Origin of the sequence: Micromonospora sp. NPDC005298 (assembly GCF_040607375.1) — a bacterium.
GTDB lineage: Bacteria > Actinomycetota > Actinomycetes > Mycobacteriales > Micromonosporaceae > Micromonospora.
The window spans coordinates 144,025-166,835 of sequence record NZ_JBEXGP010000011.1; the positions used below are offsets into that span (position 1 = coordinate 144,025).

The 22,811-nt window shown below is 73.0% G+C and carries 22 protein-coding genes; 14 read left to right on the plus strand and 8 right to left on the minus strand.

Translation table 11 applies throughout. The features are described 5' to 3' along the window. The first annotated feature begins 53 nt into the window (after positions 1 to 53). From ABZS77_RS17980 to ABZS77_RS17990, 3 genes are all read left to right on the plus strand, one after another. On the plus strand, positions 54 to 899 hold the full coding sequence (locus ABZS77_RS17980) for a helix-turn-helix domain-containing protein (protein ID WP_354823838.1): 846 nt from the start codon (positions 54 to 56) through the stop codon (positions 897 to 899). A gap of 400 nt (positions 900 to 1,299) precedes the next feature. Beyond that, entirely contained in the window at positions 1,300 to 1,668 is a 369-nt protein-coding gene (locus ABZS77_RS17985; protein WP_354823840.1) for a VOC family protein, read from the plus strand. 178 nt (positions 1,669 to 1,846) lie between these two features. Next, positions 1,847 to 2,704, plus strand: coding sequence for a helix-turn-helix transcriptional regulator (locus ABZS77_RS17990; protein WP_354823842.1), 858 nt, complete (start codon positions 1,847 to 1,849; stop codon positions 2,702 to 2,704). 102 nt (positions 2,705 to 2,806) lie between these two features. On the opposite strand, the gene ABZS77_RS17995 is transcribed toward ABZS77_RS17990, so the two are convergent. Beyond that, the gene (locus ABZS77_RS17995; RefSeq protein ID WP_354823844.1) at positions 2,807 to 3,100 is read right to left on the minus strand and encodes an antibiotic biosynthesis monooxygenase; all 294 of its coding nucleotides are present in this window, start codon (positions 3,098 to 3,100) and stop codon (positions 2,807 to 2,809) included. Positions 3,101 to 3,500: 400 nt separating this feature from the next. Here ABZS77_RS17995 and ABZS77_RS18000 point away from each other — a divergent pair, with 400 nt between their 5' ends. After that, complete coding sequence (locus ABZS77_RS18000; protein WP_354823846.1) at positions 3,501 to 4,499, plus strand: TerC family protein; 999 nt, start codon at positions 3,501 to 3,503, stop codon at positions 4,497 to 4,499. Between the two features lie 38 nt (positions 4,500 to 4,537). Here the strand turns inward: ABZS77_RS18000 and ABZS77_RS18005 are convergent, their stop codons facing one another. Together ABZS77_RS18005 and ABZS77_RS18010 are read right to left on the minus strand one after the other, a co-directional pair. Further along, on the minus strand, positions 4,538 to 5,452 hold the full coding sequence (locus ABZS77_RS18005; protein ID WP_354823848.1) for an NlpC/P60 family protein: 915 nt from the start codon (positions 5,450 to 5,452) through the stop codon (positions 4,538 to 4,540). A 59-nt stretch (positions 5,453 to 5,511) separates the two neighbouring features. Further along, a complete protein-coding gene (locus ABZS77_RS18010) occupies positions 5,512 to 6,609 on the minus strand; it encodes a dipeptide epimerase (RefSeq protein ID WP_354823850.1) in 1,098 nt (365 codons plus the stop codon). Between the two features lie 43 nt (positions 6,610 to 6,652). Here ABZS77_RS18010 and ABZS77_RS18015 point away from each other — a divergent pair, with 43 nt between their 5' ends. Next, the gene (locus ABZS77_RS18015; protein WP_354823852.1) at positions 6,653 to 7,450 is read left to right on the plus strand and encodes a tyrosine-protein phosphatase; all 798 of its coding nucleotides are present in this window, start codon (positions 6,653 to 6,655) and stop codon (positions 7,448 to 7,450) included. On the opposite strand, the gene ABZS77_RS18020 is transcribed toward ABZS77_RS18015, so the two are convergent. The 3 genes from ABZS77_RS18020 to typA form a co-directional block, all read right to left on the minus strand. After that, positions 7,419 to 8,120: a lysoplasmalogenase gene (locus ABZS77_RS18020; RefSeq protein ID WP_354823854.1), complete on the minus strand. Its 702-nt coding sequence runs from the start codon at positions 8,118 to 8,120 to the stop codon at positions 7,419 to 7,421. The genes ABZS77_RS18015 and ABZS77_RS18020 overlap by 32 nt on opposite strands. A 52-nt stretch (positions 8,121 to 8,172) precedes the next feature. Continuing rightward, on the minus strand, positions 8,173 to 9,021 hold the full coding sequence (locus ABZS77_RS18025) for a serine hydrolase (protein WP_354823856.1): 849 nt from the start codon (positions 9,019 to 9,021) through the stop codon (positions 8,173 to 8,175). A gap of 114 nt (positions 9,022 to 9,135) precedes the next feature. Beyond that, entirely contained in the window at positions 9,136 to 11,004 is a 1,869-nt protein-coding gene (gene typA / locus ABZS77_RS18030) for a translational GTPase TypA (protein WP_203176814.1), read from the minus strand. Positions 11,005 to 11,137: 133 nt separating this feature from the next. Between typA and ABZS77_RS18035 the strand changes: the two genes are divergently transcribed. Both ABZS77_RS18035 and ABZS77_RS18040 read left to right on the plus strand, forming a co-directional pair. Beyond that, positions 11,138 to 12,508 carry a DedA family protein gene (locus ABZS77_RS18035; protein ID WP_354823858.1) on the plus strand — a complete coding sequence of 457 codons (1,371 nt, stop codon included), beginning with the start codon at positions 11,138 to 11,140 and terminating at the stop codon, positions 12,506 to 12,508. A gap of 34 nt (positions 12,509 to 12,542) precedes the next feature. After that, a complete protein-coding gene (locus tag ABZS77_RS18040; RefSeq protein ID WP_354823860.1) occupies positions 12,543 to 13,430 on the plus strand; it encodes a transglycosylase SLT domain-containing protein in 888 nt (295 codons plus the stop codon). Between the two features lie 60 nt (positions 13,431 to 13,490). Here ABZS77_RS18040 and ABZS77_RS18045 read toward each other — a convergent pair whose 3' ends face one another. Then, on the minus strand, positions 13,491 to 15,617 hold the full coding sequence (locus ABZS77_RS18045; RefSeq protein WP_354823862.1) for an efflux RND transporter permease subunit: 2,127 nt from the start codon (positions 15,615 to 15,617) through the stop codon (positions 13,491 to 13,493). A 123-nt stretch (positions 15,618 to 15,740) separates the two neighbouring features. Here ABZS77_RS18045 and ABZS77_RS18050 point away from each other — a divergent pair, with 123 nt between their 5' ends. From ABZS77_RS18050 to ABZS77_RS18070, 5 genes are all read left to right on the plus strand, one after another. Continuing rightward, on the plus strand, positions 15,741 to 16,256 hold the full coding sequence (locus tag ABZS77_RS18050; protein WP_354823864.1) for a MarR family transcriptional regulator: 516 nt from the start codon (positions 15,741 to 15,743) through the stop codon (positions 16,254 to 16,256). 2 nt (positions 16,257 to 16,258) lie between these two features. Then, complete coding sequence (locus tag ABZS77_RS18055) at positions 16,259 to 17,926, plus strand: CocE/NonD family hydrolase (RefSeq protein WP_354823866.1); 1,668 nt, start codon at positions 16,259 to 16,261, stop codon at positions 17,924 to 17,926. Between the two features lie 153 nt (positions 17,927 to 18,079). Continuing rightward, entirely contained in the window at positions 18,080 to 18,955 is an 876-nt protein-coding gene (locus ABZS77_RS18060; protein WP_354823868.1) for a hypothetical protein, read from the plus strand. A 72-nt stretch (positions 18,956 to 19,027) separates the two neighbouring features. Then, complete coding sequence (locus ABZS77_RS18065; RefSeq protein WP_354823870.1) at positions 19,028 to 19,603, plus strand: helix-turn-helix domain-containing protein; 576 nt, start codon at positions 19,028 to 19,030, stop codon at positions 19,601 to 19,603. After that, on the plus strand, positions 19,600 to 20,880 hold the full coding sequence (locus ABZS77_RS18070) for an MFS transporter (protein WP_354823872.1): 1,281 nt from the start codon (positions 19,600 to 19,602) through the stop codon (positions 20,878 to 20,880). Before ABZS77_RS18065 ends, ABZS77_RS18070 begins: the two co-directional genes overlap by 4 nt. Positions 20,881 to 20,929: 49 nt before the next feature. Here the strand turns inward: ABZS77_RS18070 and ABZS77_RS18075 are convergent, their stop codons facing one another. Continuing rightward, positions 20,930 to 21,133, minus strand: coding sequence for a cold-shock protein (locus ABZS77_RS18075; RefSeq protein ID WP_007072071.1), 204 nt, complete (start codon positions 21,131 to 21,133; stop codon positions 20,930 to 20,932). Between the two features lie 193 nt (positions 21,134 to 21,326). Between ABZS77_RS18075 and ABZS77_RS18080 the strand changes: the two genes are divergently transcribed. Beyond that, positions 21,327 to 22,010 carry a 50S ribosomal protein L11 methyltransferase gene (locus ABZS77_RS18080; RefSeq protein WP_354823874.1) on the plus strand — a complete coding sequence of 228 codons (684 nt, stop codon included), beginning with the start codon at positions 21,327 to 21,329 and terminating at the stop codon, positions 22,008 to 22,010. Positions 22,011 to 22,111: 101 nt separating this feature from the next. Next, a complete protein-coding gene (locus tag ABZS77_RS18085; RefSeq protein ID WP_354823876.1) occupies positions 22,112 to 22,720 on the plus strand; it encodes a VTT domain-containing protein in 609 nt (202 codons plus the stop codon). The last annotated feature ends 91 nt before the right edge of the window (positions 22,721 to 22,811 follow it).

Genomic DNA, 22,811 nt, shown 5'->3' on the forward strand with positions numbered 1-22,811 from the left:
ACGACGCCCCGGGCGGGGCGCGGGCGGCCGGGGCGCGGGGAGGGTGGCCGCGGGTGACAGCGGTGACGCCGGTCGACGAGATGGTCGTCGGGCTGCCCGAGGTCCGGTTACGTCCGTACGTCGACCGGTACATCGGCTATCGGGAACGCGCGGACGTGCCGCTGGTCCGTCGGGAGACCGCGGGCGTCTTCGTGGTGCTGATCCTGGGCTGGGGTGCTCCGCTGGACGTGACCGACCCGCGCAGCGCGGAGCGTGGCGTCCGGCGGGCGGACTCGTTCGTGGCCGGCACGTTCGACGGCTGGTGCACGACCCGCACGGTGGGTGTGGGGGAGGGCGTCGAGCTGCTGTTGTCGCCGCTGACCGCCCGCCGCGTTCTCGGCCTGCCGCTGGGTGAGCTGACCAACCGGGCGGTGTCCGTCGGGCAGCTCCCGGGCGGGTGGCTCGACCGGCTGCGGTGTCGGCTGGCCGAGGCCCCGGACTGGCCGCGACGCTTCGCGCTCCTCGACCTGACGCTCGCCGCCCGGCTGGCGGCGTCCCCGCCGGTCGACGCCCGGCTCGACTGGGCCTGGCGGTGGCTCGTGGGCAGTGGGGGACGCGGCGCCGTGGGTGCGCTCGCCACCGAGTTGGGATGGAGCCGGCGGCACCTGGCGGCCCGGTTCCGGCAGGAGATCGGCCTGCCGCCCAAGACGGCGGCCCGGCTGCTGCGCTTCGAGCGGGCCCGCGCGGCACTTGCCAGCGCCGACGCGCCGACCGGAACGGCGTCGTCCGGCCGGGTCGTCGACTGGGCCGAGGTGGCGGCCCGGTGCGGCTACTACGACCAGTCCCATCTCATCCGGGACTTCCACCAGTTCGCCGGGGCCACCCCGGCGGCGCTGCTCGCCGCCCGCCCGACAGGTTGACCCGACAGCCCACGCGAGGACGCGGCGGACCCGGCACAGCCGCGGGCCCGCGGCGCTGCTCGCCGCCGGCGGCGCTGCTCGCCGCCCGCCCGACGGGCTGACCCGACAGCGCACGGGAAGGACGCGGCGACCCCGGCCAGCGCGGATGCTGTCGCGTGAGGACGCGCGCGATGCCCTCCACATCGCCCGCCGCCCCGCGGTGTTGCTGATGAGCGATATACCAGGGAGTCATATTTATGCCTCAGAGGTATGGCGGTCACCCGGGTGGTGCGGTCCGGCGCGGGCGACCAAGGGACCCGATCGTTCCGGGGAGGGTGCCCGATCTGCCGACGGGACGACGCGACGGCCGCAGGTCACATTCGTCCAATCCGGAACGGGCTCCGGGTTGGAGACTTGTCACATGCGAACCATCTATCCGATCCTCCGTTATCCCGATCCCCGCGCAGCGATCGACTGGCTCTGCTCCGCGTTCGGTTTCCAGGTGCACGCCGTGCACGACGCCCCGGACGGCACCGTCGCGCACGCCGAACTCGTCCTCGACACCGGCATGGTCATGCTGGGGCCTCGGGCCGAGGCGGCGCCTCGGCCGGCCGACGACGGCTGGTCGGTCTACGTGGCCGTACCGGACGTCGACGCCCACTGCGCCCGGGCCCGCGCGGCCGGGGCGGAGATCACCCGGGAGCCGTTCGACACCGACTACGGCTCACGCGACTACGCCGCCCGCGACCTGACCGGCACCGTGTGGGCGTTCGGCACGTACCGGCCCTGACGCCCGACGCCGACCGCAGCGGCACGGGGCGTTGCCGGTCGGCCGGTCGCCGGAGACGAAACCGCAGGTGCGGGCCGGTCGGCGGGGTGGCCGGACGGACCGCCCCGGTTGCGGTGTGCGAGCGAGGTATTGCACTGGGTGATCGTCCTGCGTACTCTCCCTCGGTGGGGAGGCCGGGATGCCGCTGCCAACAAGTCCTGTCATTCGACGAGTACGGCTGGGCGCAGAACTGCGCCAGTTGCGCCGACGTGGGGCGCTGACCCTGGAACAGGTCTGTGACCGGCTGGGGTGGGCCTCGACGTCGAAGCTGTCCCGCATCGAGCTGGGTCAGAGCCGACCGGACCTCGCCGACGTGCTGGACCTGCTGGACGTCTACCAGGTGCCGTCGCCGGACCGCGACGCGTTGATCGTGATCGCCCGGGACGCGGCCACCAGCCGTGGCTGGTGGAAGACCTTGGGCGAGATGAGCGAGCGGCAGCGCACGTACGCCGAGTTGGAGGCCGGTGCCGCCCAGATCGTGGAGTACCAGCCGGCGGTCGTGCCGGGGCTGCTCCAGACGCCGGCGTACGCCCGGTTGCGGGTCGCCGCCGGCGTTCTGCTCACGCCCGACGTCGACGTGGAGGTGGAGGTGCGCGCCCGGGCGTTGCGCCAGGAGGTGTTGCGTCGGGCCGACCCGCCGCGCTACACGGCGGTGCTCGCCGAGGCGGTGTGCGAGCCGGGCGACCTGCCGGTCGAGGTGTGGCGCGAACAGCTACGGCACCTGGTCGCCGTGACCGGTCTGGCCCACGTGACGGTGCGGCTGCTGCCGCGCGGCGCGGCCGGCGGCGGACTGCACCCGCTCACGCCGTACTCCTGCTATGCCTTTCCCGACCCGGCGGACCCGCGGACGGTGATGATCGAGGCCTTGACCACCGACGTCCGGTTGGCCACGGTGGTCGACGTCGACCGCTACGAGCGGATGACCGAGGCGCTGCTGGCGGCCGCGCTGTCACCGGAGGAGACGGTCACCACGCTGGCCCGCCGCGTCGGCGGGTGAGAGGGCGCCCGCGCGGCCACCGGGCCCGGCGCCCCCGAGCCCGTCGGGACCGGCGGCCGGCGCGTGCGCGGGCACGCTAACCGGGGGGTACGACAGGTCCACTCAGGCCGGTACGTCGAGGAAGTGTTCGACCACGGGCGGGCCGGCGAAGTGCGGGCCGATCAGGGCCCGCCACTGTTCGAACCGCTCGGTGGCCCGGAAGTTCTCCTCGTGCGCCTCGACGGAGTCCCACTCGACGAGCAGCACGAACCGGGTCGGGGACTCGATTCCCCGGGTCATCCGCACCGACCGGCAGCCGGTCGCGCCGGCCAGGATCGGGTGACCCTGGGCGTACGCGGCGGCGAACACGTCCTCGTGTCCGGGCAGTACGTCGATCAACGCGACCTCAAGCACCATGCCGCACAGCCTCCCACGGCCCGTGCGGACGACGGCGTCGTGGGGCCCGCAGTCACCCGTCACGCACTAGCCTCCTAGGACACGCGCGGGGGTGTGACGGGCCGCGGGATATTCCCGGCGGGCGGGTGGGCGGTGCCACCGGCCGCCCGGGGTGTGATCACGGCGCGTGGTGGGCAAGAATGGTCCCCGAGGAGGGGAGTATTCCCTCGCGTCGGAGTCGTCAGCACGGTCGATCGCCGCAACCCCGGGCGTCCCGACCCGGCTCCGTCGGTCACCACCCGGTTCCGGGCGGCGGCGGAAGAGACCTCCGACAGTCACCAGAGTGAGCGTCACCGGTACACCAGCCTCCGCGGAGGCGTACGGTGTGCCGGACGCCGCGTGTCTGCCGGAGGATTGAACGTTGGACGTGTCCGGATTGGTGTGGGCGGGGACTCTCGTCGCACTGACTGCGGTTCTGCTCGTCGATCTGCTGATCATCGGCCGGCGTCCGCACGAGCCGAGCGTGCGGGAGTCGAGCCTCTGGGTCGCGTTCTACGTCGGCCTGGCACTGCTCTTCGGTGTCGGCGTCTGGTTGGCCTCCGGGGCCAGCGCGGCCGGGCAGTTCTACACGGGCTGGCTCACCGAGTACAGCCTCTCGGTGGACAACCTCTTCGTCTTCGTGATCATCATGGCCCGCTTCGGGGTTCCCCGGCAGTACCAGCAGAAGGTGCTGCTCGTCGGCATCGTGCTGGCCCTGGTGATGCGCGGCGGGTTCATCGCCGCCGGTGCCGCGCTGATCTCGCAGTTCTCCTGGGTCTTCTACATCTTCGGCGCGTTCCTGATCTACACGGCGGTCAACCTGGCCCGCCAGGGTGAGCCGGACGAGGACGAGTTCTCCGAGAACGTGCTGATCCGGTGGAGCCGCCGGGCGCTGCCGATCTCCAAGGGCTACGACGACGCGAAGCTGATGACCCACGAGAACGGCCGGCGGCTGTTCACCCCGATGCTCATCGTGATGATCGCGATCGGCACCACCGACCTGATCTTCGCCCTGGACTCGATCCCGGCGATCTTCGGCATCACCCAGGAGCCGTACCTGGTCTTCACGGCGAACGTGTTCGCGTTGATGGGTCTGCGGCAGCTCTACTTCCTGCTCGGTGGCCTGCTGAACCGGCTGATCTACCTGAGCTACGGCCTGGCCGTCGTGCTCGGCTTCATCGGGGTCAAGCTCGTGCTGGAGGCGCTTGCCGACAACAACCTGCCGTTCATCAACGGTGGGGAGCACGTGGGCTGGGCGCCGCACATCCCGATCTGGCTCTCCCTGCTGGTCATCATCGGCACGCTGGGCATCGCCACCGCCGCCAGCCTGATCAAGTCCTCCCGGGACCGGCGCCGCGAGCTGGCCGACGCCCGACGCTGACGTCGTCGCCGGCCGGGCGCCCGAACGCGCCCGGCCGGTCAGACGCGGTGCGCGCCGACCAGGGTGGCGGTGCGGTCGTCCGGCAGGGCCTCCTCGATGACCCGCCGCCGCCGGTAGCAGGCGTGCAACATCCGACGCTGCTCCCCGCCGGGGGCCGCCGTGACGATCCCGATGTGGTGGATGCCGCGGCCGGGCCGCGCGAAGAAGTAGAGGTCGCCGGGGCGTTCCGCGCCCAGTGGCAGCGGAGTGGTGGCCACCGCCTGGTCGTCCGCGTCGCGGGGCAGCAGGACCCCGAAGCGCCGCCACGCCAGGTGCACCAGCCCCGAACAGTCGATGCCGTACGCGGACAGGCCGCCCCACACGTACGCCACGTCCAGGAGGCGCTGCGCCACCGCCAGCACCTGCTCGGCGTCCGGCGGCTCGGTGGACGGCGGGGCGAGGTCGCCGTCGGGTAGCCAGAGTGGCGTGGGCTGGCCGGGGACGTGCACCGGCTGCCAGCCGTCGCAGGCCGGGCCGGCGGGGACGAGGCGGGTCCCGACCACGACGCCGGGCACCACGACCGGCCCGTGCGGCTCGGCGCGCAACCCGGTGACCGTCGCGTCCACCACCAGCGGGTCACCGGCGAGGGTCGGGTCGACGGGGGTCAGGTGGTCGGCGGGGAGCCAGCCCGGGTAGCCGCGCGGGTCGAGTTTGGCGGCCGGCTGCTCCACGGCGACCACCCGCGCCCAGCCGTCCGGGCGCAGCTCGCTGACCAGGACCCGCTCACCGAGCAGGAGTTGGCTCAGCACACAGTCTCCGACCTGCTGGTCGGTGTCCATGCCGGAGATCCAGGCCGAGATGTCGGCGCCGGCCGCCAACGCCGGGCCGTCGACCGGGCGGACCGCCTCGGGCGAGGTCCACAGGGTGGCCACCGCGACCCGGACGAGGGCCTCGCGGCCCGTTTGCAGCTCCACGTCAACCCCCAGCTCGAGTCGGCTGTTCGGGGAAACTCTATGAAAGAAACCAACGGTCATCAACCGCGGGCTTGCACCTTAGCTTCAGTCAGGCCGGAGATGCCCAGGCCAGGGGCCTCCGGAAGCACCACCGTCGCCCCGTCGTACCGGATCCCACCCTGCACCGGCGACCAGGCCAGCCACCACGCGGCGTCCAGGTCCGCCACGGCCGTGGTGCCGTACGCCGCGACCAGGCTCGCCGCCGCGCCGATGCCGACCTGACTCTCCATCATCGACCCGACCACCGTGCCGAGGCCGTGCGCGGCGGCCAGCTCCAGCAGCGTGCGCGCCGGGCGCAGCCCGCCGCACTTGGCCAGCTTGACGTTCACCAGGTCGGCGGCCCGGCGACGGATCACCTCCACCAGGTCACGCACCCCGAAGACCGCCTCGTCGGCCAGGATCGGCACGGACACCCGGTCGCTGACCCACGCCAGACCGTCCAGGTCCCAGCGTGCCACCGGCTGCTCGACCAGCTCCACGTCGAGGCCGGCGTCCTCGATGCCGCGGATCACCCGCACCGCCTCGCGGGGCGTCCACCCCTGGTTGGCGTCCAGCCGGATCCGCACCCCGGCGCCGACCGCCGCGCGGACCGCCCGCACCCGGTCCAGGTCACCGGCGGCGTCGGTGCCCACCTTCAACTTGAGCACGCCGAAGCCGTCGGCCTGCCGCTGCCGCGCGGCCGCCGCCAGGTCGACCGCGTCGCCCGCGGCGAGCGTCACGTCCGTCGGGACCCGCAGCGCCGTGCCACCCAGCAGACGCACCAGGGGTACGCCCAAGCGCCGCGCGGCCAGGTCGTGCAGCGCCACGTCCACCGCCGCCTTCGCGGCCTCGTTGCCGGCCACCGCCCGCTGCACCTCCGCGCAGCGGGCCACCAGGTCGTCCGCGTCCCGGCCGATCAACAGCGGCCCGAGCAGCTCGTGGACGCACGCCTGGGAACCGGCGACCGACGCCCCGGTGACCTGCCAGACCTGCGGCGCCTCGCCGAAGCCGGACCGGCCGTCGGCGTCGACTAGTTCGACGACCACGGTGTCGACAGTGGTGGTGCGGCGCAGCGCGGTGACGAACGGGGTGTGTAAGGGGGCGGAAACCCGGTGGGTGCGTACCGCCGAGATCGTCATGTGGGGCACCCTATACGCAGACTCGCGACCGAGGGGGAGACCGATGACCGGGCGGGACTGGGAGCTGGTGGGCGCGCCGAACGCCCGTGACCTGGGCGGCCTGCGGGGCGCCGACGGCCGGCGGGTACGCGCCGGACTGTTGATCCGTACCCCCGCGCTGGGCCGCCTCACCGACGAGGACCTGCCGGTGCTCGCGAAGCTCTCACCGGCCTGCGTGCTGGACCTGCGGGACTCGTCCGAGGTCGCGGTCGCCCCGGCCGACCGGCTGACCGGCGAGCCGCGGGTGGTGCACCTGCCGGTGCACGACCCGGAACACCCCGTCTTCACGTACGTCTCGGCGGTGTTGCTCGGCCACGACCTCGACGCGTACGCGGAGCTGGCCCGACAGGGCACGGCGGGGGCGATGGCCGAGATCTACCGCTGGTTCGTCACCGGTGAGTCGGCGCGGGTCGGCTTCGCCGAGGCGGTCCGGCTGGCCACCCGGCCGGAGAACCTGCCGCTGGTCTACCACTGCTCCGCCGGCAAGGACCGCACCGGCTGGCTCACCGTCATCCTGTTGACCGCGCTGGGCGTCGACGAGGCCACGATCCGCGCCGAGTACCTGCGTAACAACGCGCTGACCGACAGCCTGCGCGCCGTGATCGTCGAGGCGATGCGCCGGCGGCAGCCGGAGCTGGACGTCGAGGCGGTGCTGCCGGTCCTGGAGGTCCGCGACGCGTACCTCGACGCCGGCTACGACGAGGTACGCCGGGTACACGGCTCGTTCGACGGCTACCTGCGCGACGGGCTCGGGCTGACCGACGACGTCCTCACGGCGCTGCGGGCGCAACTGCTGGAGTGACCGGTGCCCCCGGTGGCACCTGCGCGTGAGCCGCCCGGCCCGCGGCGATCAGCGCCTGACCGGCCGCGTACGTCGCCATGACCAGCACCGGCGCCCCCGGCGGCTGTGCCACGTCGGCCACCCCGGCGGCGATCAGCAGGTCGGAGCCGAGGAACAGCGCGGCGCCGACACCGACCCGCCAGCCCTGCGTGACGGCGGTGGTGGCCATCGCGGCCAACGCGAGCGCGTAGCCGGCCACCGGTACGGCCAGACCCGCGTCGGTCAGTCCCGGCCACATCCAGGCCAGCGCGAGGACGGTCAGGACCGCGTACCCCAGGGGGACCGCGACCAGCGGCGGGCGGCGCAGCGCGGTCGCCGCGCCACCCCGGGTGAACGCCGCGAGGTAGCACAGATGGGTGCCGAGGAAGGAGGCCATGCCGGCGATGAACCAGCCGGTGCCGTCGCCCAGCAGGGCCACGTCTCCGCCGGTGGCGAACGCCAGCCCGGCGAGCACCAGCCGGTCCGCCCGGGCGCCACGCTCGACGGTGGACCGCCACAGGTACGCCGCCAGCAGGGGCATGAGCAGCGGTTTGCTGAGGATCTCGGCCAGGCGGTTGTCGGTGGCGTTGGCCACCAGGTTCACCGCCGTGACGGCGAGGAAGACGACCAGGAGGGTACGGCTGCGGGGCATCGGCGGCTCCGGGGTGGGGGTGCGAGCAGCCTAGCGGTAGCGGCGGTCCCGGTCAGAGCCGGTGACGGGCGGCCCACACCTGCGCCGAGATGTGCGCGAGCAGCAGGCAGGCGTCGTCCTCGACCTCGTCGCCGGCGGCCAGGTCGGTGGTGGTGCAGACGGCGATCAGGTACGGCGGGGCGTCGTCGGGCAGCACCACGCCGGCGCCGTGCCGGACCCCGCGCACCCACCCGTTCTTGTGCGCGATCCGGGTGCCGTCGGGCAGGCCGGCCGCCAGGTCCTCGCGGTTCTCCTGGGCGAACAGGACGTCAAGCATGGCCGCGCAGGAGGCCGGCGACGCGAGGCTGCCGGCGGTGGTGGCTCCGGTGGCAAGCGCGCCGAGCAGGGCGGCCAGGTCGGCGGCGCTCACCACGTTGGTGATGCCGGCGTCGCGGGCGGCGAAGTCCTCGATACCCCGCCCGGTGACGCTGGTGAGGGCCCCGACCGCCGACCACACCCGCGCCACGGCGGGCAGCCCGACGTGCCCGATGACCAGGTTGGTGGCCAGGTTGCTGGACCGCACGATCATCCGGTCGGCGAGCCAGCGCAGCGGCGCGGTGCCGCCCACCCGGTCCCAGACCGCGTCGTCGTTGTCGTAGTGGCGGGCGCAGGAGAACCGGGGCGCGCCGGGCTGGGCCGAGTCGAACTCGTTGACCACCGGGACCTGCGCGTCCAGGTCCAGGACACCGGACTCGGCGGCGCGGTGCAGCGCGGCGAGCACCGCCACCTTCATGGTGCTCGCGGCGTAGTGGGCGGCGTCGGCGTGCCGGGTCCAGGTCGGTGGCGCATCGAGCCGGCCCGCGTACGCCGAGACGGTGCCGGGCACCCGGTCCAGGTGGGCGTCGAGATCATCCCAGGTCATGCCGGTGACCGTAGCCGATCATCGGCGGGGCGGGCCGCGTACCCGTGCCGGAAAGCGGACGGGCGCGCCGGCCGCGAACGGCCGACGCGCCCGGAAGCCGGGTGCTGGTCGTGATCAGCCGGCGTGCTTGCGGCGGGCGGCGGCCCGACCGCGCAGCTGCTGGTCGAGCACCACCTTGCGGATGCGCACCGCGGTCGGGGTGACCTCGACGCACTCGTCCTCGCGGCAGAACTCCAGCGCCTGCTCCAGCGACAGCTTGCGCGGCGGGATCAGCTTCTCGGTCTCGTCGGAGGTCGAGGCCCGCATGTTGGTGAGCTTCTTCTCCTTGGTGATGTTGACGTCCATGTCGTCGGAGCGGGAGTTCTCCCCGACGATCATGCCCTCGTACACCTCGGTGGTCGGCTCGACGAAGAGCTGACCGCGCTCCTGGAGATTGATCATCGCGAAGGCGGTGACCGCGCCGGCCCGGTCGGCTACCAGCGAGCCGTTGTTGCGGGTACGCAGCTCGCCGAACCACGGCTCGTACGACTCGAAGACGTGGTGCAGGATGCCGGTGCCACGGGTGTCGGTGAGGAACTCGGTGCGGAAGCCGATCAGGCCACGCGCCGGCACCAGCCACTCCATCCGGATCCAGCCGGTGCCGTGGTTGACCAGCTGCTCCATGCGGCCCTTGCGGGTCGCCAGGAGCTGGGTGATCGCGCCCAGGTACTCCTCCGGGGCGTCGATGGTCAGCCGCTCCACCGGCTCGCAGGTCTTACCGTCGATCACCCGGGTGACCACCTGCGGCTTGCCGACGGTCAGCTCGTAGCTCTCCCGGCGCATCTGCTCGACCAGGATGGCGAGCGCCAGCTCACCGCGGCCCTGCACCTCCCAGGCGTCCGGCCGCTCGGTGGGCAGCACCCGCAGCGACACGTTGCCGATCAGCTCCTTGTCGAGCCGGTCCTTGACCATCCGGGCGGTGACCTTGGAGCCCTTGACCCGGCCGACCAGCGGCGAGGTGTTGGTGCCGATGGTCATCGAGATGGCCGGCTCGTCGACGGTGATCAGCGGCAGCGCCACCGGGTTCTCCGCGTCGGCGAGGGTCTCACCGATCATGATGTCGGAGATGCCGGCGACGGCGATGATGTCGCCCGGGCCGGCGGTCTCGGCCGGCTTGCGCTCCAGACCCTCGGTCATCAGCATCTCGGAGATGCGGACCCGCTGGGTGCTGCCGTCGGTGCGGCACCAGGCCACCGTCTGACCCTTGCTGATGGTGCCCTGGCGGACCCGGCACAGCGCGAGCCGGCCGAGGAACGGCGAGGCGTCCAGGTTGGTGACGTGCGCCTGCAACGGCGCGCCGTCCTCGTACGCGGGGGCCGGGATGGTGTCCAGCAGGGTGCGGAACAGCGGCTCCAGGGAGGTGCTGTCGTCGGGCACCGAGCCGTCGGCGGGCTGGGTCAGCGAGGCGATGCCGTCGCGGGCGCAGGCGTAGACGATCGGGAAGTCGATCTGCTCCTCGTCGGCGTCCAGGTCGAGGAAGAGCTCGTAGGTGTCGTCCACGACCTCCTTGATCCGGGCGTCGGGACGGTCCACCTTGTTGATCACCAGGATGATCGGCATCCGGGCCCGCAGGGCCTTGCGCAGCACGAAGCGGGTCTGCGGCAGCGGGCCCTCACTGGCGTCCACCAGCAGCACCACACCGTCGACCATGGTCAGGCCGCGCTCCACCTCGCCACCGAAGTCGGCGTGGCCCGGGGTGTCGATGATGTTGATGGTGACCGGGTCCGACCCATCGGCGGGCAGGTAGCGCACGCCGGTGTTCTTGGCCAGGATGGTGATGCCCTTCTCCCGTTCCAGGTCACCGGAGTCCATCACCCGCTCGGTCGTCTCGCCTCGTGCGCCGTACGCGCCGGCCTGCCGCAACATGGCGTCGACCAGGGTGGTCTTGCCGTGGTCGACGTGAGCGATGATGGCGACGTTGCGGAGGTCGGTGCGAAGCTGCATACCCTCTATCCTTCCGCCTGCGCTCGCGCAGGCTGCGTCGGGGTCACCCCCAGGTGCCCCTGATCTCTGGTGAAACCGCTGTGCCGGTCGTTCCCCCGGCTGGCATGCTGGCTCCCGTGTCCCGGGGGCCTGAGTGCACGACCTGCTGACCACGGTGCAGGGTCTGCCCACTCTGTGGATCTACCTGGTCGCCGCGCTGATCGTGGCGGGCGAGACCGCGGTGATCTTCGGCCTGCTGGTGCCGGGTGAGGCTACCCTGCTGCTCGTCGGCTTCCTCACCTACAACGGTACCTTGCGGCTGGGCCCGGCGTTGCTCGCGATGATCGTCGCGGCTGTCCTCGGTGACGGGCTGGCGTTCCGCGCCGGGAGGCGGTACGGCCCGAAGCTGCGCGCCGGGCTGGGGCACCGGGTCGGGCCGGAGCGGTGGGGCCGGGCCGACGCCATGCTCGCCCGCCTCGGGGGGCGGGGCGTGTTCGCCGCCCGCTGGGTGGCCTTCGCCCGCACCCTGGTGCCCCGGCTGGCCGGGGCGGCCGACATGCCGTACCGGCGGTTCGCCCCGTGGAACCTCGCCGGTGTGGTGACCTGGGTGGGCGGTTCGGTGCTGCTCGGGCACCTCGCCGGTGAGTCGTACGACACGGTCTCCGCCTTCCTCGGCCGGGCCACCGGCGCGGCGCTGGTGCTGCTGGCGGGCCTGCTGGGCGTGGTGCTCGCAGGCCGCTGGCTGGGCCGCAACCCCGACCCGGTCCGCGCGCTGCTCTCCCGAGCCGGCGCGCTGCCCCCGGTGCGCTGGCTCAGCGCCCGGTACGGGCTGCTGTTCTTCCTGGTCGCCATGCGGGTCGGACCGGCCTGGACGCTGCTGCTCAACCTCGCGGCGGGGCTGCTGCTGCTCTTCGCCGCCGGGTTCGCCATCGCCGGCCTGCTCGCCGTGGTGGTACGCAACAGCGGGCTCAGCGCGCTGGACGGGGCCATCGAGGGCTGGTTCGCGGTCCGCCGGACCCCGGACGCCGCCGACGCCACGATGATCGTGGTGTCGCTGGTGCGCGGGTGGGTGCTGATCGTGCTGGTGGCGCTGGTGGCGGCGGTGCTGGCGTGGCGCGCGTTCGTGCCGCTGCTGGTGCTGGCCGTGGTGGCGGAGCTGACCGGGTCGCCCGCGGCGGGGCCGGGCGGGCGCGAGTCGGTCCCGTTCCCCACCCAGAACGCGGTGGTCGCGGCGAGCTTCTGCACCCTGGCCTGGCTGGTGTCGCGCAGCGCCCGCTGGCCGGTGGCGGTGGCCGCCTGGACGGCCGCCGCCGCGGGCGTGGTGGGCGTTGGCGGCGCGCGGCTCTACCTCGGGTTGGACACGGCGAGCGGGACCGCGGCGGCGGTGCTGCTCGGGGTGCTGTGGACCGTGGTGTTCGTCGTCGCCTGGGCCACAAGGGACCGGGCGATCAGGGATCGGGAGCAGCCCGCGGAGCCGGTCCGGACGCCGCCGCAGGGGCCTCGTCGGCCGGTCGAACCTTGCTAGGGTGCGGCGACAGTCTCACGGGGGAGGCACGGCGATGGTTCGATGGACAGGTCGGTTGAGCGCCGCGGGGCTCGCCGGGCTCCTGCTGGCGGGCACACTGGCCGGCTGCGCGGACAGGGGCGACAGCCCGGCGGCGGACCTGGGCGCGCCGGTCGCGGTCACCGACGCCCCGACCGAGGCTCCCCTCGACGAGGTCACCGGCGAGCCGACCCCGTCGGCGAGTGCCGTGGAGTCGATGGGCGTCGCGCCGAGCCGCACCGCGTCCCCGACCACCAGGCCGACGAAGAAGCCGACAGGCACGACCGGGTCGGCGCCGAAGCCGCGCGCCGTGGCCAAGCCGCCCAGCGAGACGAAGGTCCCGCCCGCCCCACCGAAGCCGGCTCCGGCCTCCTGCAAGCCGAGTTACAAGGGCACCCAGGCGAGCCGGTCCGCCGTGAAGGCGGCGCTGACCGACGCCGCCGGGCGCACCTACTGGCCGACCTCGGCACCCGACATCAAGATCCCGCTCGACCTGGTTAAGGCCACCGCCTGGCAGGAGAGCGGCTGGCAGTCCAACATCTACGCCTGCGACGGCGGCGTCGGCCTGATGCAGGTGATGTCGGGCACCGCCACCTGGATGAACCAGCGGTTCGAGCAGAGCTACGACATCGACGACTACCGGGACAACGCGTACCTGGGGGCCAACTACCTGGCCTGGCTGACCAAGTACATCGGCGACATGTACTTCGAGTCCGACTTCCGCCTCGACGCCGCCCTGTGCACCTCCGAGCTGAACTCCTGCCTGCTCAACGCCGTCATCGCCGCGTACAACTACGGGCACGCGGCGGTGGCGGAGGAGGGCGAGCCGTTGACCATCCCCAACCCTTCGTACGTGCGCAACGTGCGGGCGTTGATGACCGAGTGCGTCTGCCTGACGTACTGACCGACGACGGCGGGGCCGTGGCAGTCGCGCCACGGCCCCGCCGTCGGGTTGGTACGCCGGTCAGTCGCCGGCGGCGACCGGCTCGGCTGCGGCCGGGGTGTCCGCGTCGTGGTCCCGCTTGATCCGGCCGGGCCACCAGAAGCGGTCGCCGAGCAGGAACGCCAGCGCAGGCACCAGGACCGTGCGGACCAGCAGGGTGTCGAGCAGGACGCCGATGCAGACGATGATCCCGATCTGGGTCAGCGTGATCAGCGGTAGCACACCGAGGACGGCGAAGACCGCGGCGAGCAGCACGCCGGCGCTGGTGATCACGCCGCCGGTGACCCGCAGGGCGGAGAGCATCCCGTCCCGGGTGCCGGCCGTGCGGGCGTCCTCCCGGGCCCTGGTGACCAGGAAGATGTTGTAGTCCACGCCGAGCGCCACCAGGAACACGAACGCGAGCAGCAGCACCCCGCTGTCCAGCGCCGGGAAGTCCAGCACGTGGTCGAAGAGCAGCCACGCGGCGCCGAGGCTGGCGAAGAACGACGCGATGACGGTGAGCACGAGCAGCAGCGGCGCGAGCAGGCCACGCAGCAGCAGCACGAGGACCGCGCCGACCAGCAGCAGGATGATCGGGATGATCAGCCGCAGGTCCCGGTCGTTGGCCTCGTCGGAGTCGTACGTGGCCGCCACGGTGCCGCCGACGATCGCCCCGGTCGGCGCGTCGGCGCCGTCCACGGCGGGAGGCGCGGAGTCGGGGACGGCGGCGACGGCGTCGCGCAGCGCCTCGATCGCCCGGTCCGAGGCGGCGGTGCCGGGTTCGGCCTCCAGCACCACGTCGACCTGGGCGACGGCCTCGCCGGCGTCGCCGGGGCGGGCCGAGGAGACGCCGGGCACGCCGGTGGCGGCGTCGGTGACCGCCCGCACCGCGGCCGGGGTGGTGAGCACGGCCACCGGCTGGGTGGTGCCGGCGGGGAACGCCCGGGCCAGGGTCTGTGCCCCGGTGACCGCCTCGGGCTGCGCCCGGAACTGCTCGGTCTCGGACAGGCCGGTGCGGATCCCGAGCCCACCCAGCGCCAGGCCGGCGAGCAGCAGGGTGGCGAGCACGGCGACCGGCAGGGGGCGGCGCTCCACGGCGGCGCCGAGCCGACCCCAGAGCCGGCCCTCGCGGGCCGGGCCGCCGACCTTCGGCACGAACGGCCAGAACAGGCCACGGCCGAAGAGCACGAGCACGGCGGGCAGCACGAACAGCGCCGAGAGCATGGCGAAGACCACACCCGTGGCACAGGCCACGGCCAGCGCCCGGTTCGTCTCCTGCTCGCTGAGCAGGAGGGTCAGCACACCGAGGACCACGGTGCCGCCGCTGGCCAGGATGGGTTCGGCCGTACGGCGCAACGCGGCGCGCATCGCCGCGAATCGGTTCTCCTCGCGGCGCAACTCCTCGCGGTAGCGGGCGATGAGCAGCAGGGCGTAGTCGGTGGCGGCGCCGAAGACCAGCACGCTGGCGATGCCGGTGACCTGCCCGGACTGCAGGGTGATCCCGAACGCCGGCACGATCGTGTCGACCGCGCGCAGGGTGATCTGCTCGGTCGCCGCGACCACGACCAGCGGCACGATCCACAGGAACGGGCTGCGGTAGGTGATCAGCAACAGCAGCGCCACCACGGCGGCGGTCACCGCGAGCAGGGTGATGTCGGCGCCCTCGAACACCGAGGCGAGGTCGGCGGTGAAGGCGGGAGCGCCGGTCACCTCGACGGCGAGCCCATCGGGCAGTGCCTCCAGTGCGCTGCGGACCTCGCCGACCTTTCCGGTGACCTCCTCCTGGCCGCCGGCGGTGCTCAGCGGTACGGCAACCAGCGCCACAGTGCCGTCCGGGGACAGCTGTGGGGGACTGACCTGCCCGCCCACCGCGAGGTTGCCCAGCTCGCCGGAGCGGGCGGCGAGGGCGCCTCGGTCGGCCTCGCTCAGCGGGCCGCCGTCGTCACGGCTGACCACCACGATTGCCGGCTGCACCTCGCTTGACGGAAGCTGGTCCTGCAGGCGTTCCACCTGCGTCGACTGCCACTGCACGGACAGCCCGCTGGCGGAGACCGGTGCCGGATTGTCCGGCCGAGGTAGCCCGAAGACGGCCGCGCCGACGACGATCGCGGCGGCCACGGTCAGCCAGGCGGCCAACCGGCCGCGGGCGACTCTGGTGAAGACGGACATCAGGTGACCTCATGTGTTTCGAGCGCCGAGTATCTTGGTTATCGAGATTATCGGCGGCTGCTCTATGCTGCAACCGGAGGTCGGGACGACGGGGAGAAGCGGCACGAGGTGGCGACTCACGGCATGTATCGGCGGCGTGACACACGCCGCGCCCAACTGGTCGGGGAGATCACCAACAACCTCCGGCGGTACTCGGTGGACGCCCAGCAGGTCGGCCACGCCTTCGCCAACCTGCACGGGCTCAACCCGACCGACCTCCAGGCGCTGATCGCCGTCATGGAGGCCGAGATGCTCGGCGACCCCATCACCCCCGGGCGCCTCGGTGAACAGCTCAACCTCTCCTCCGGCTCGGTCACCGCCCTGATCGACCGACTGGAACGGGCCGGGCACATCCGCCGGGACCGGGACACCGCCGACCGGCGCAAGGTCCTGCTGCACTACGCCGACCAGGGCGCCGCACTCGCCATGGAGTTCTTCCGGCCGCTCGGCACCCGTACCGACACCGTGATGGACCGGTTCAGCGAGGACGAGCTCGAGGTGGTGCAGCGGTTCATGGCGGCGATGAGCGAGTCGATTCGTACGCACCGCGACTCGGTGCGCGCCGCCCGACCCGAGCCGCCCCGCCGCCCGACGAGCTGACCGTGCCGCCCCCGTTCGTCGCCCGCCTGGCCAGCGCCGCGTTGCGGCTGCCGGCGATCCGCACCGGACCGGTACGGATCACCCGCGACATCCCGGTGCGCGCCCGCGACGGTGTGGTGCTGCGCACCGACCACTACGCCCCGACCGTCCCCGACGCGCCGACCGTGCTGATCCGCACCCCGTACGGGCGGGGTGGACCGCTCCGCCTGCTCGGGCGGCTGCTCGCCGCACGCGGCCAGCACGCCGTCATCCAGTCCTGCCGGGGCACCGGCGGATCCGGTGGGACCTTCGCCCCGCTGGTGCACGAGCGCGACGACGGGTTGGACACCCTCGACTGGCTGCGCCGCCAACCCTGGTGGGCGGCCGGGGCGCTCGGCATGTTCGGGATCAGCTACCAGGGTTTCGCGCAGTGGGCGCTGGCCGCCGACGCCGACGACGACCTGCGGGCGATGGTCGCGGTGGTCACCGCCTCGGCCACCCGCGACTCGACGTACGCGGGGGAGTCCTTCGCCCTGGACACGGTGCTGACCTGGGCGGAGCTGCTGCACGCGCAGACCGTGCCGTGGCTGGCCCGGCAGTGGGAGCTCAAGCGGGGGCAGCCCCGACTGGCCGCCGCCCTGGAGCACCTGCCGCTGGCCGACGCCGACCGGGTGGCCACCGGTGTGACCATCCCCTTCTTCCAGGAGTGGCTGCGCCACCACACCCCGGACGCCCCGTACTGGCGCACCCGGGTCTTCGCCGACCGGGTCGCGCGCGTGCGGGCGCCGGTGCTGATGGTCACCGGCTGGCACGACATCTTCCTGCCCGCCCAGCTCGACGACCACGCCACGCTGCGCGCTGCCGGCACCCGAGGGCGCCTCGTGATCGGGCCGTGGACCCACGGCAGTCCCGGTCTGTTCATCGGCGCCCTCCGCGAGGGGCTGGCCTGGCTCGACACGCACCTGACCCCGCGGGCTCGGCGTCCGGGCGGGTCGACGGCGCCGGTCCGGCTGTACGTCGGAGGCCGGGGCGGCGGCTGGCGGGACCTGCCGGACTGGCCGCCGCCCGCGACGGACACCGCGTGGCACCTGCACCCGGGCGGCGAGCTGGCCACGCGCCCACCGGTGCCGTCGACGCCTGACGGGTTCCGTTACGACCCGGCCGATCCCACCCCGTCGCTCGGCGGGCCGCTGCTCGTCGCGAAGCGCGCCGGCGCGGCCGACAACCGACGCGTCGAGGCCCGCCCCGACGTGCTGACGTACACGAGCGCCCCGCTGACCCGGCCGCTGGAGGTCATCGGGCCGGTACGCGCCGACATCCACGTCCGGGGCGAGCTGCCGTACCTGGACGTTTTCGTGCGACTGTGCGACGTGGACCGTCGGGGCCGGTCGTGGAACATCTGCGACGGGCTGGTGCGGGTCGCGCCCGGCCGGTTTGCGGTCGACGCGTCCGGCGCGATGCGGGTGCCGGTGCCGCTCTGGCCGACGGCGCACCGGTTCGCGGCCGGGCACCGGCTGCGGTTGCAGGTCAGCGGAGGCGCCCACCCGCGCTGGGCGCGCAACCCGGGCAGCGGCGAATCCCTCGGTACGGCGGTGACGCTGCGTGCCGGATGGCGGCAGGTCTTCCACGACCCCGAGCGTCCTTCCGCGCTGGTGCTTCCGGTCGTCCACTCTGGCCATCCGCAACCGTAACGCCCCTGAGCTGGGCATTCGTCCATTTAGCGGGCTATGGTTGGGTCAACGCCCGGCGCCGTGCACCAGTAGGCCGGGCTCGCCCGCAAGCCCACACCGCGTACGCGGCGTGACGTCGTGCCCGGCCCCCGTTCGTTCGGAAAGGGGGACCCCATGACCCGGGCCCCGGCGAATCTGTTGGCCCTTCGAACCCTGCTCCTCACCCACCTCGACAACGCCCCCGGACCGGACGACCTGGAGCCGGCGGAGGTCGGCATCGTCGGCGACCCGGCGCACCGGGGCGGGTACCACTGCGGATCCGATCGGGTGGTCACCAACGACTACTCGGTGGTGGAGTCACCCCGGGACCGGTCCGGCCTGACCCTCGACGCGGCGGCGCTGGACGTCGGCGGTTTCGAGGTCCGCTCCGCCGGCCGTACGCACACACTGGCCAGCTTCTCGCTCTGGTGTGTGGGGCAGTGCGCCGCGAAGGCGGCGGACACCAGGGACATTCGCGAGATCATCTACAGCCCCGACGGTAAGACCGTGAAGCGTTGGGACCGTCTCGGCAAGCGCACCAGCGGCGACAGTTCGCACCGCTGGCACACCCACGTCAGCTTCTTCCGCGACGCGATCAAGGCGGGTCGTGACCAGCGACCCCTGTTCCGCCGTTACCTCAGCTCCATCGGACTCCTGGAGGAGAACGACATGACCCCCGAAGAGCACAACTGGCTTGCCGCCGTCCACAAGAACCTGACGGTGCTCGACGGCCGTAACCCGATCGGCCAGATCTACACCCGGATGGCGATGGGCGAGGACGCCACGGCCACCAACTACGTGCCGGCGCACCCGACGCTCAAGACGCTCGGCGCGCAGTTGAACGCCCTGGAGTCCGCGTTGGCCGCGCTGTCCGGTCGGGACTTCACCGACGAGCCCGCCATCATCCAGGGCGTGCTGGCGGGGCTGACCCCGGAGCGGATCGCCGCGGCGATCCCGCCCACCATGGCCAAGCAGGTGGCCGACGAGTTGGCGCGCCGCCTGGTCTCCTGATTCAGCGATCCGCAACAACTCTTGGGCAAAACTTATTGCGCAAGAGTTGTTGCGGATGTCAGGCTGGGTGGCATGGAGAGCCCAGACGTACGCCAGGTCACCGACTCCCGGGTCCTCGCGGCCATGGCCCACCCGCTACGCCGGCGGCTGATGGACGTCCTCAAGGTCCACGGGCCGTCCACGGTCGGCATGCTCGCCGACCGCACCGACCAGGCGCCCGCGAACGTCAGCCACCACCTCAAGGTCCTCGCCGCCGCCGAACTGGCCACCGAGGCCCCCGAGCTGGCCCGCGACCGACGGGAACGGTGGTGGCGGCTCGTCACCAGGGGAGTGCGCTGGTCCAACAGCGACTTCGACGGCGACCCCGGCGCCCGAGCCGTCGCCGACGCGGCCACCTCGCTCAACCTCGACCGGCACGTCGCCCTGGCCCGGGCCTGGCACGCCGCCGACGAGTCGACGCAGGCCGCCTGGCACGACGGCCCGTTCTCCGCCAACAAGTGGCTGCACCTCACCCCCGACGAACTGGTCGAACTGAGCCGCGAAATGATCGACCTGCTGGCCCGCTGGGCCGACCGGCCGCTGCCCGACGACGGCCGCGACCGCCAGCCCGTGTTCGTGTTCGCCCACGGCATCCCGGCCCGGCCGTGACCGCGACCGCCCACGCCGGCCCCGACCGTGCCCGGGCACGCGGCGGGCTGCTGCGGCACCGGGACTTCCGGCTGCTCTGGGCCGGCCAGACCGTCAGCAGCATCGGCAGCAACGTCACCACCGTGGCACTGCCGCTGGTCGCCGTGGCCGTCCTCGACGCCGGCACCTTCCAGGTGGCGGTGCTCACCGCCGCGGCCTGGCTACCGTGGCTGCTGATCGGCCTCCCGGCCGGCGCGTGGGTGGACCGACTGCCCCGCCGGCCGGTGATGGTGATCTGCGACCTGCTCTGCGCGCTCGCCTTCCTCAGCGTGCCCGTGGCCGCCGCGCTCGACCAGCTCACCGTCGGGCACCTGCTGCTCGTCGCACTCGGCGCCGGCGCCGCGCGGGTCTTCTTCGAAACCGCCGACCAGGTCTACCTGCCCGTCGTGCTGCGACCCGAGCAACTACCCGAGGGCAACGCGAAGCTCCAGGCCACCCAGACCGTCAGCTACGTCGTCGGGCCGGGCCTCGCCGGTCTGATCGCCCAACTCACCGGGGCCGTCGCGGCGCTGCTGCTGGACGCCGTCACATTCCTGCTCTCGGCGGCCTTCCTGCTGCGCATTCGCACCGTCGAGCCACGCGCCGGCCGAACCGACCGCTCCCGGTCGCTGCGCCGCGACATCGCCGAAGGGCTGCGCTTCGTCATCCGCGACCCGTACCTGCGGGTACTCACGGTCTTCGGCGCGGCCAGCAACATCGGACTGACCGGTTACCAGGCCGTCCTGGTGGTCTTCCTCGTCCGCGAACTGCGACTCGCGCCAGGCATGGTGGGCGCGCTGGTCGCGGTCATGAGCGTCGGAGGGATCGTCGGCGCGCTGCTGGCCACCACACTGGCACGCCGCTGCGGCACCGCACGGGCCATGCTGATCGGGGCGGCCCTGACCGGCCCGCCCGCGCTGCTCATCCCACTCGCCGCACCCGGCGTGGGCCTGATCTGGCCCGCCCTCGGCGGAGTGCTGATCGGCCTCGGAGTGGCCGTCGGCAACGTGGTCAAGGGCGCCTTCCGGCAGACGTACACCCCGCACCACCTGCTCGGGCGCGTGACCGTGAGCATGCATCTGCTCAACTTCGGCGCCATTCCGCTGGCGGCCCTACTGGCCGGCGCCGTCGGCGCGCGCTACGGCGTCGGGACAGCGATCACGGTGATGACCGCCTGGCTGGCCCTCACGCCGATGATTCTGTTGCTCGGACCGCTCCGGCGGCGGCGGGACCTGCCCGCCGCCCCGGCAGCGTCTTGAGTGCGCTGCGACGGCGGCCGGAGACCCGGCCGCCGTCACCGGCACGGAGCTACATCGGGCGGACGTTGTCCGCCTGCGGACCCTTCTGCCCCTGGGTCACCTCGAACTCGACCTTCTGGCCCTCGTTGAGCTCCCGGTAGCCGCTCGTCGCGATGGCGGAGTAGTGGACGAACACGTCCGGCCCTCCACCGTCCTGCTCGATGAAGCCGAAGCCCTTTTCCGAGTTGAACCACTTAACCGTGCCGGTTGCCATGCATCTCTCCCTGTTCAAAGCGGCTGACCCTCGGCCGTTGGCCGATGATCGCCCGTACCTGTTCGACAGTAACGGGCAAACGCGGGATCCGCCGGCCGAAGTGCCGTAGGTCTTTGTGCGAACTCGGGTGAACTCTGCGCGGCGGCACGTGAAACACGCCCCGCCGACCCTCCGCTGGGGCATGCTTGCGCCGATGAAGGGTGCCACAGCCGCCGCGCTGTCCGTGCTGGAGCGCGAGATCGACGCGCCCGGCGCCGGGCTGGACCGGCTCCGGCTGGTGCCCACCCCCTTCGTCCCGGAGGTACGACTGCACCTGGCCGAGGACGCGATCGTCTGGTGGGCCCGGATGGAGGCGGCCGCCGGGCACACCCTCCCGCCGCCGTACTGGGCCTCCGTCTGGGCCGGCGGTCAGGCCCTGGCCCGTCACCTGCTGGACCATCCGGAACTCGTCGCCGGCCGCCGGGTGCTCGACCTGGCCGCCGGATCGGGCCTGGTGGCCATCGCCGCCGCGCTGTCCGGCGCCGCGCGGGTCGTCGCCAACGACATCGACCCGTACGCCGTGGCCGCCGTCACCATCAACGCGCGGGTCAACCACGTCACCGTCGACACCACCGGGGACGACCTGCTCGACCAGGCCGGCGCGGAGGCGGACCTGGTGGTCGCCGGAGACGTCTTCTACAGCCGCGCCCTGGCCGACCGGGTGCTGCCCTTCCTGCAACGGGCCGCCGCCGGCGGCGCCGAGGTCCTGGTCGGCGACCCGGACCGGGGGCACCTGCCCGAGGACCGGCTGACGGTGCTGGCCGACTACCCGGTGCCCACCACCGAACCGTCGGTCGACTCCGCGCTACGCCAGGTGCGGGTGCTGCGACCGGTCTGAGGCCGAGGCCACCTCAGGGGCGACCCCGAGGCCGATACCAGGGGACGCTGGGGGACGCGACCGGATGTCCACCGTGGCCCGCCGGCCATAGCGTACGGGGCATGACGCAATGGCTTGCCCAGGTCGGAGAGCTGCCCATCCTGCTGCTGATGGGGGCGCTCGGGGTCGTCATGCTCTTCGACGCCGTACCGCTGCTCGGGGTCCTCATCCCCGGCGACGTGGCGATCCTCGCCGCGGTCGGGGTGGGCCGTCCCACCACCGGGCTCGCCACCTTCGCCGCGGTGCTCGCCGGCTGCCTCGGCGGCTGGTCGCTGAGCTTCCTCGTCGGCCGCCGGTACGCCGAACGGCTGCGTCACAGCCGGGTCGGCGACTGGATCGGCGAGGCCCGCTGGAGCGCGGCGGAAGGAATCCTGCGTCGCGGCGGCGGCCGGATGATGGTGGTCGCGCCGTTCCTGCCGGTGTTCAACGCGCTGCTGCCGCTGGCCGCCGGTGGGCTGCGCATGTCGTACCGCAGGTTCCTCGGCTGCGCGACTGTCGGCGCCGCCGCCTGGGCCGGTCTCTACCTCGCGCTGGGCACCGCGTCGCGGTCCCTGGCCGGCCTGCTCCCCGGCCAGCCGAGCCCCCTGCTGGTCACGATGGGGGTGGGCCTGGTGCTGGCCTCGGTCGTGCTGCTGGGGGCTCGGCGTCGGTTGTTCGCTGTCGCTGGCTGAGCCTCTGGTCGCGGTGGGGGCGGGGGCCGCGCCGGGCTGGCTGGAGTGGTTCCGTGGTGGCCGGCCGGCGCCCGAGTGGCTGCGCCGCGTC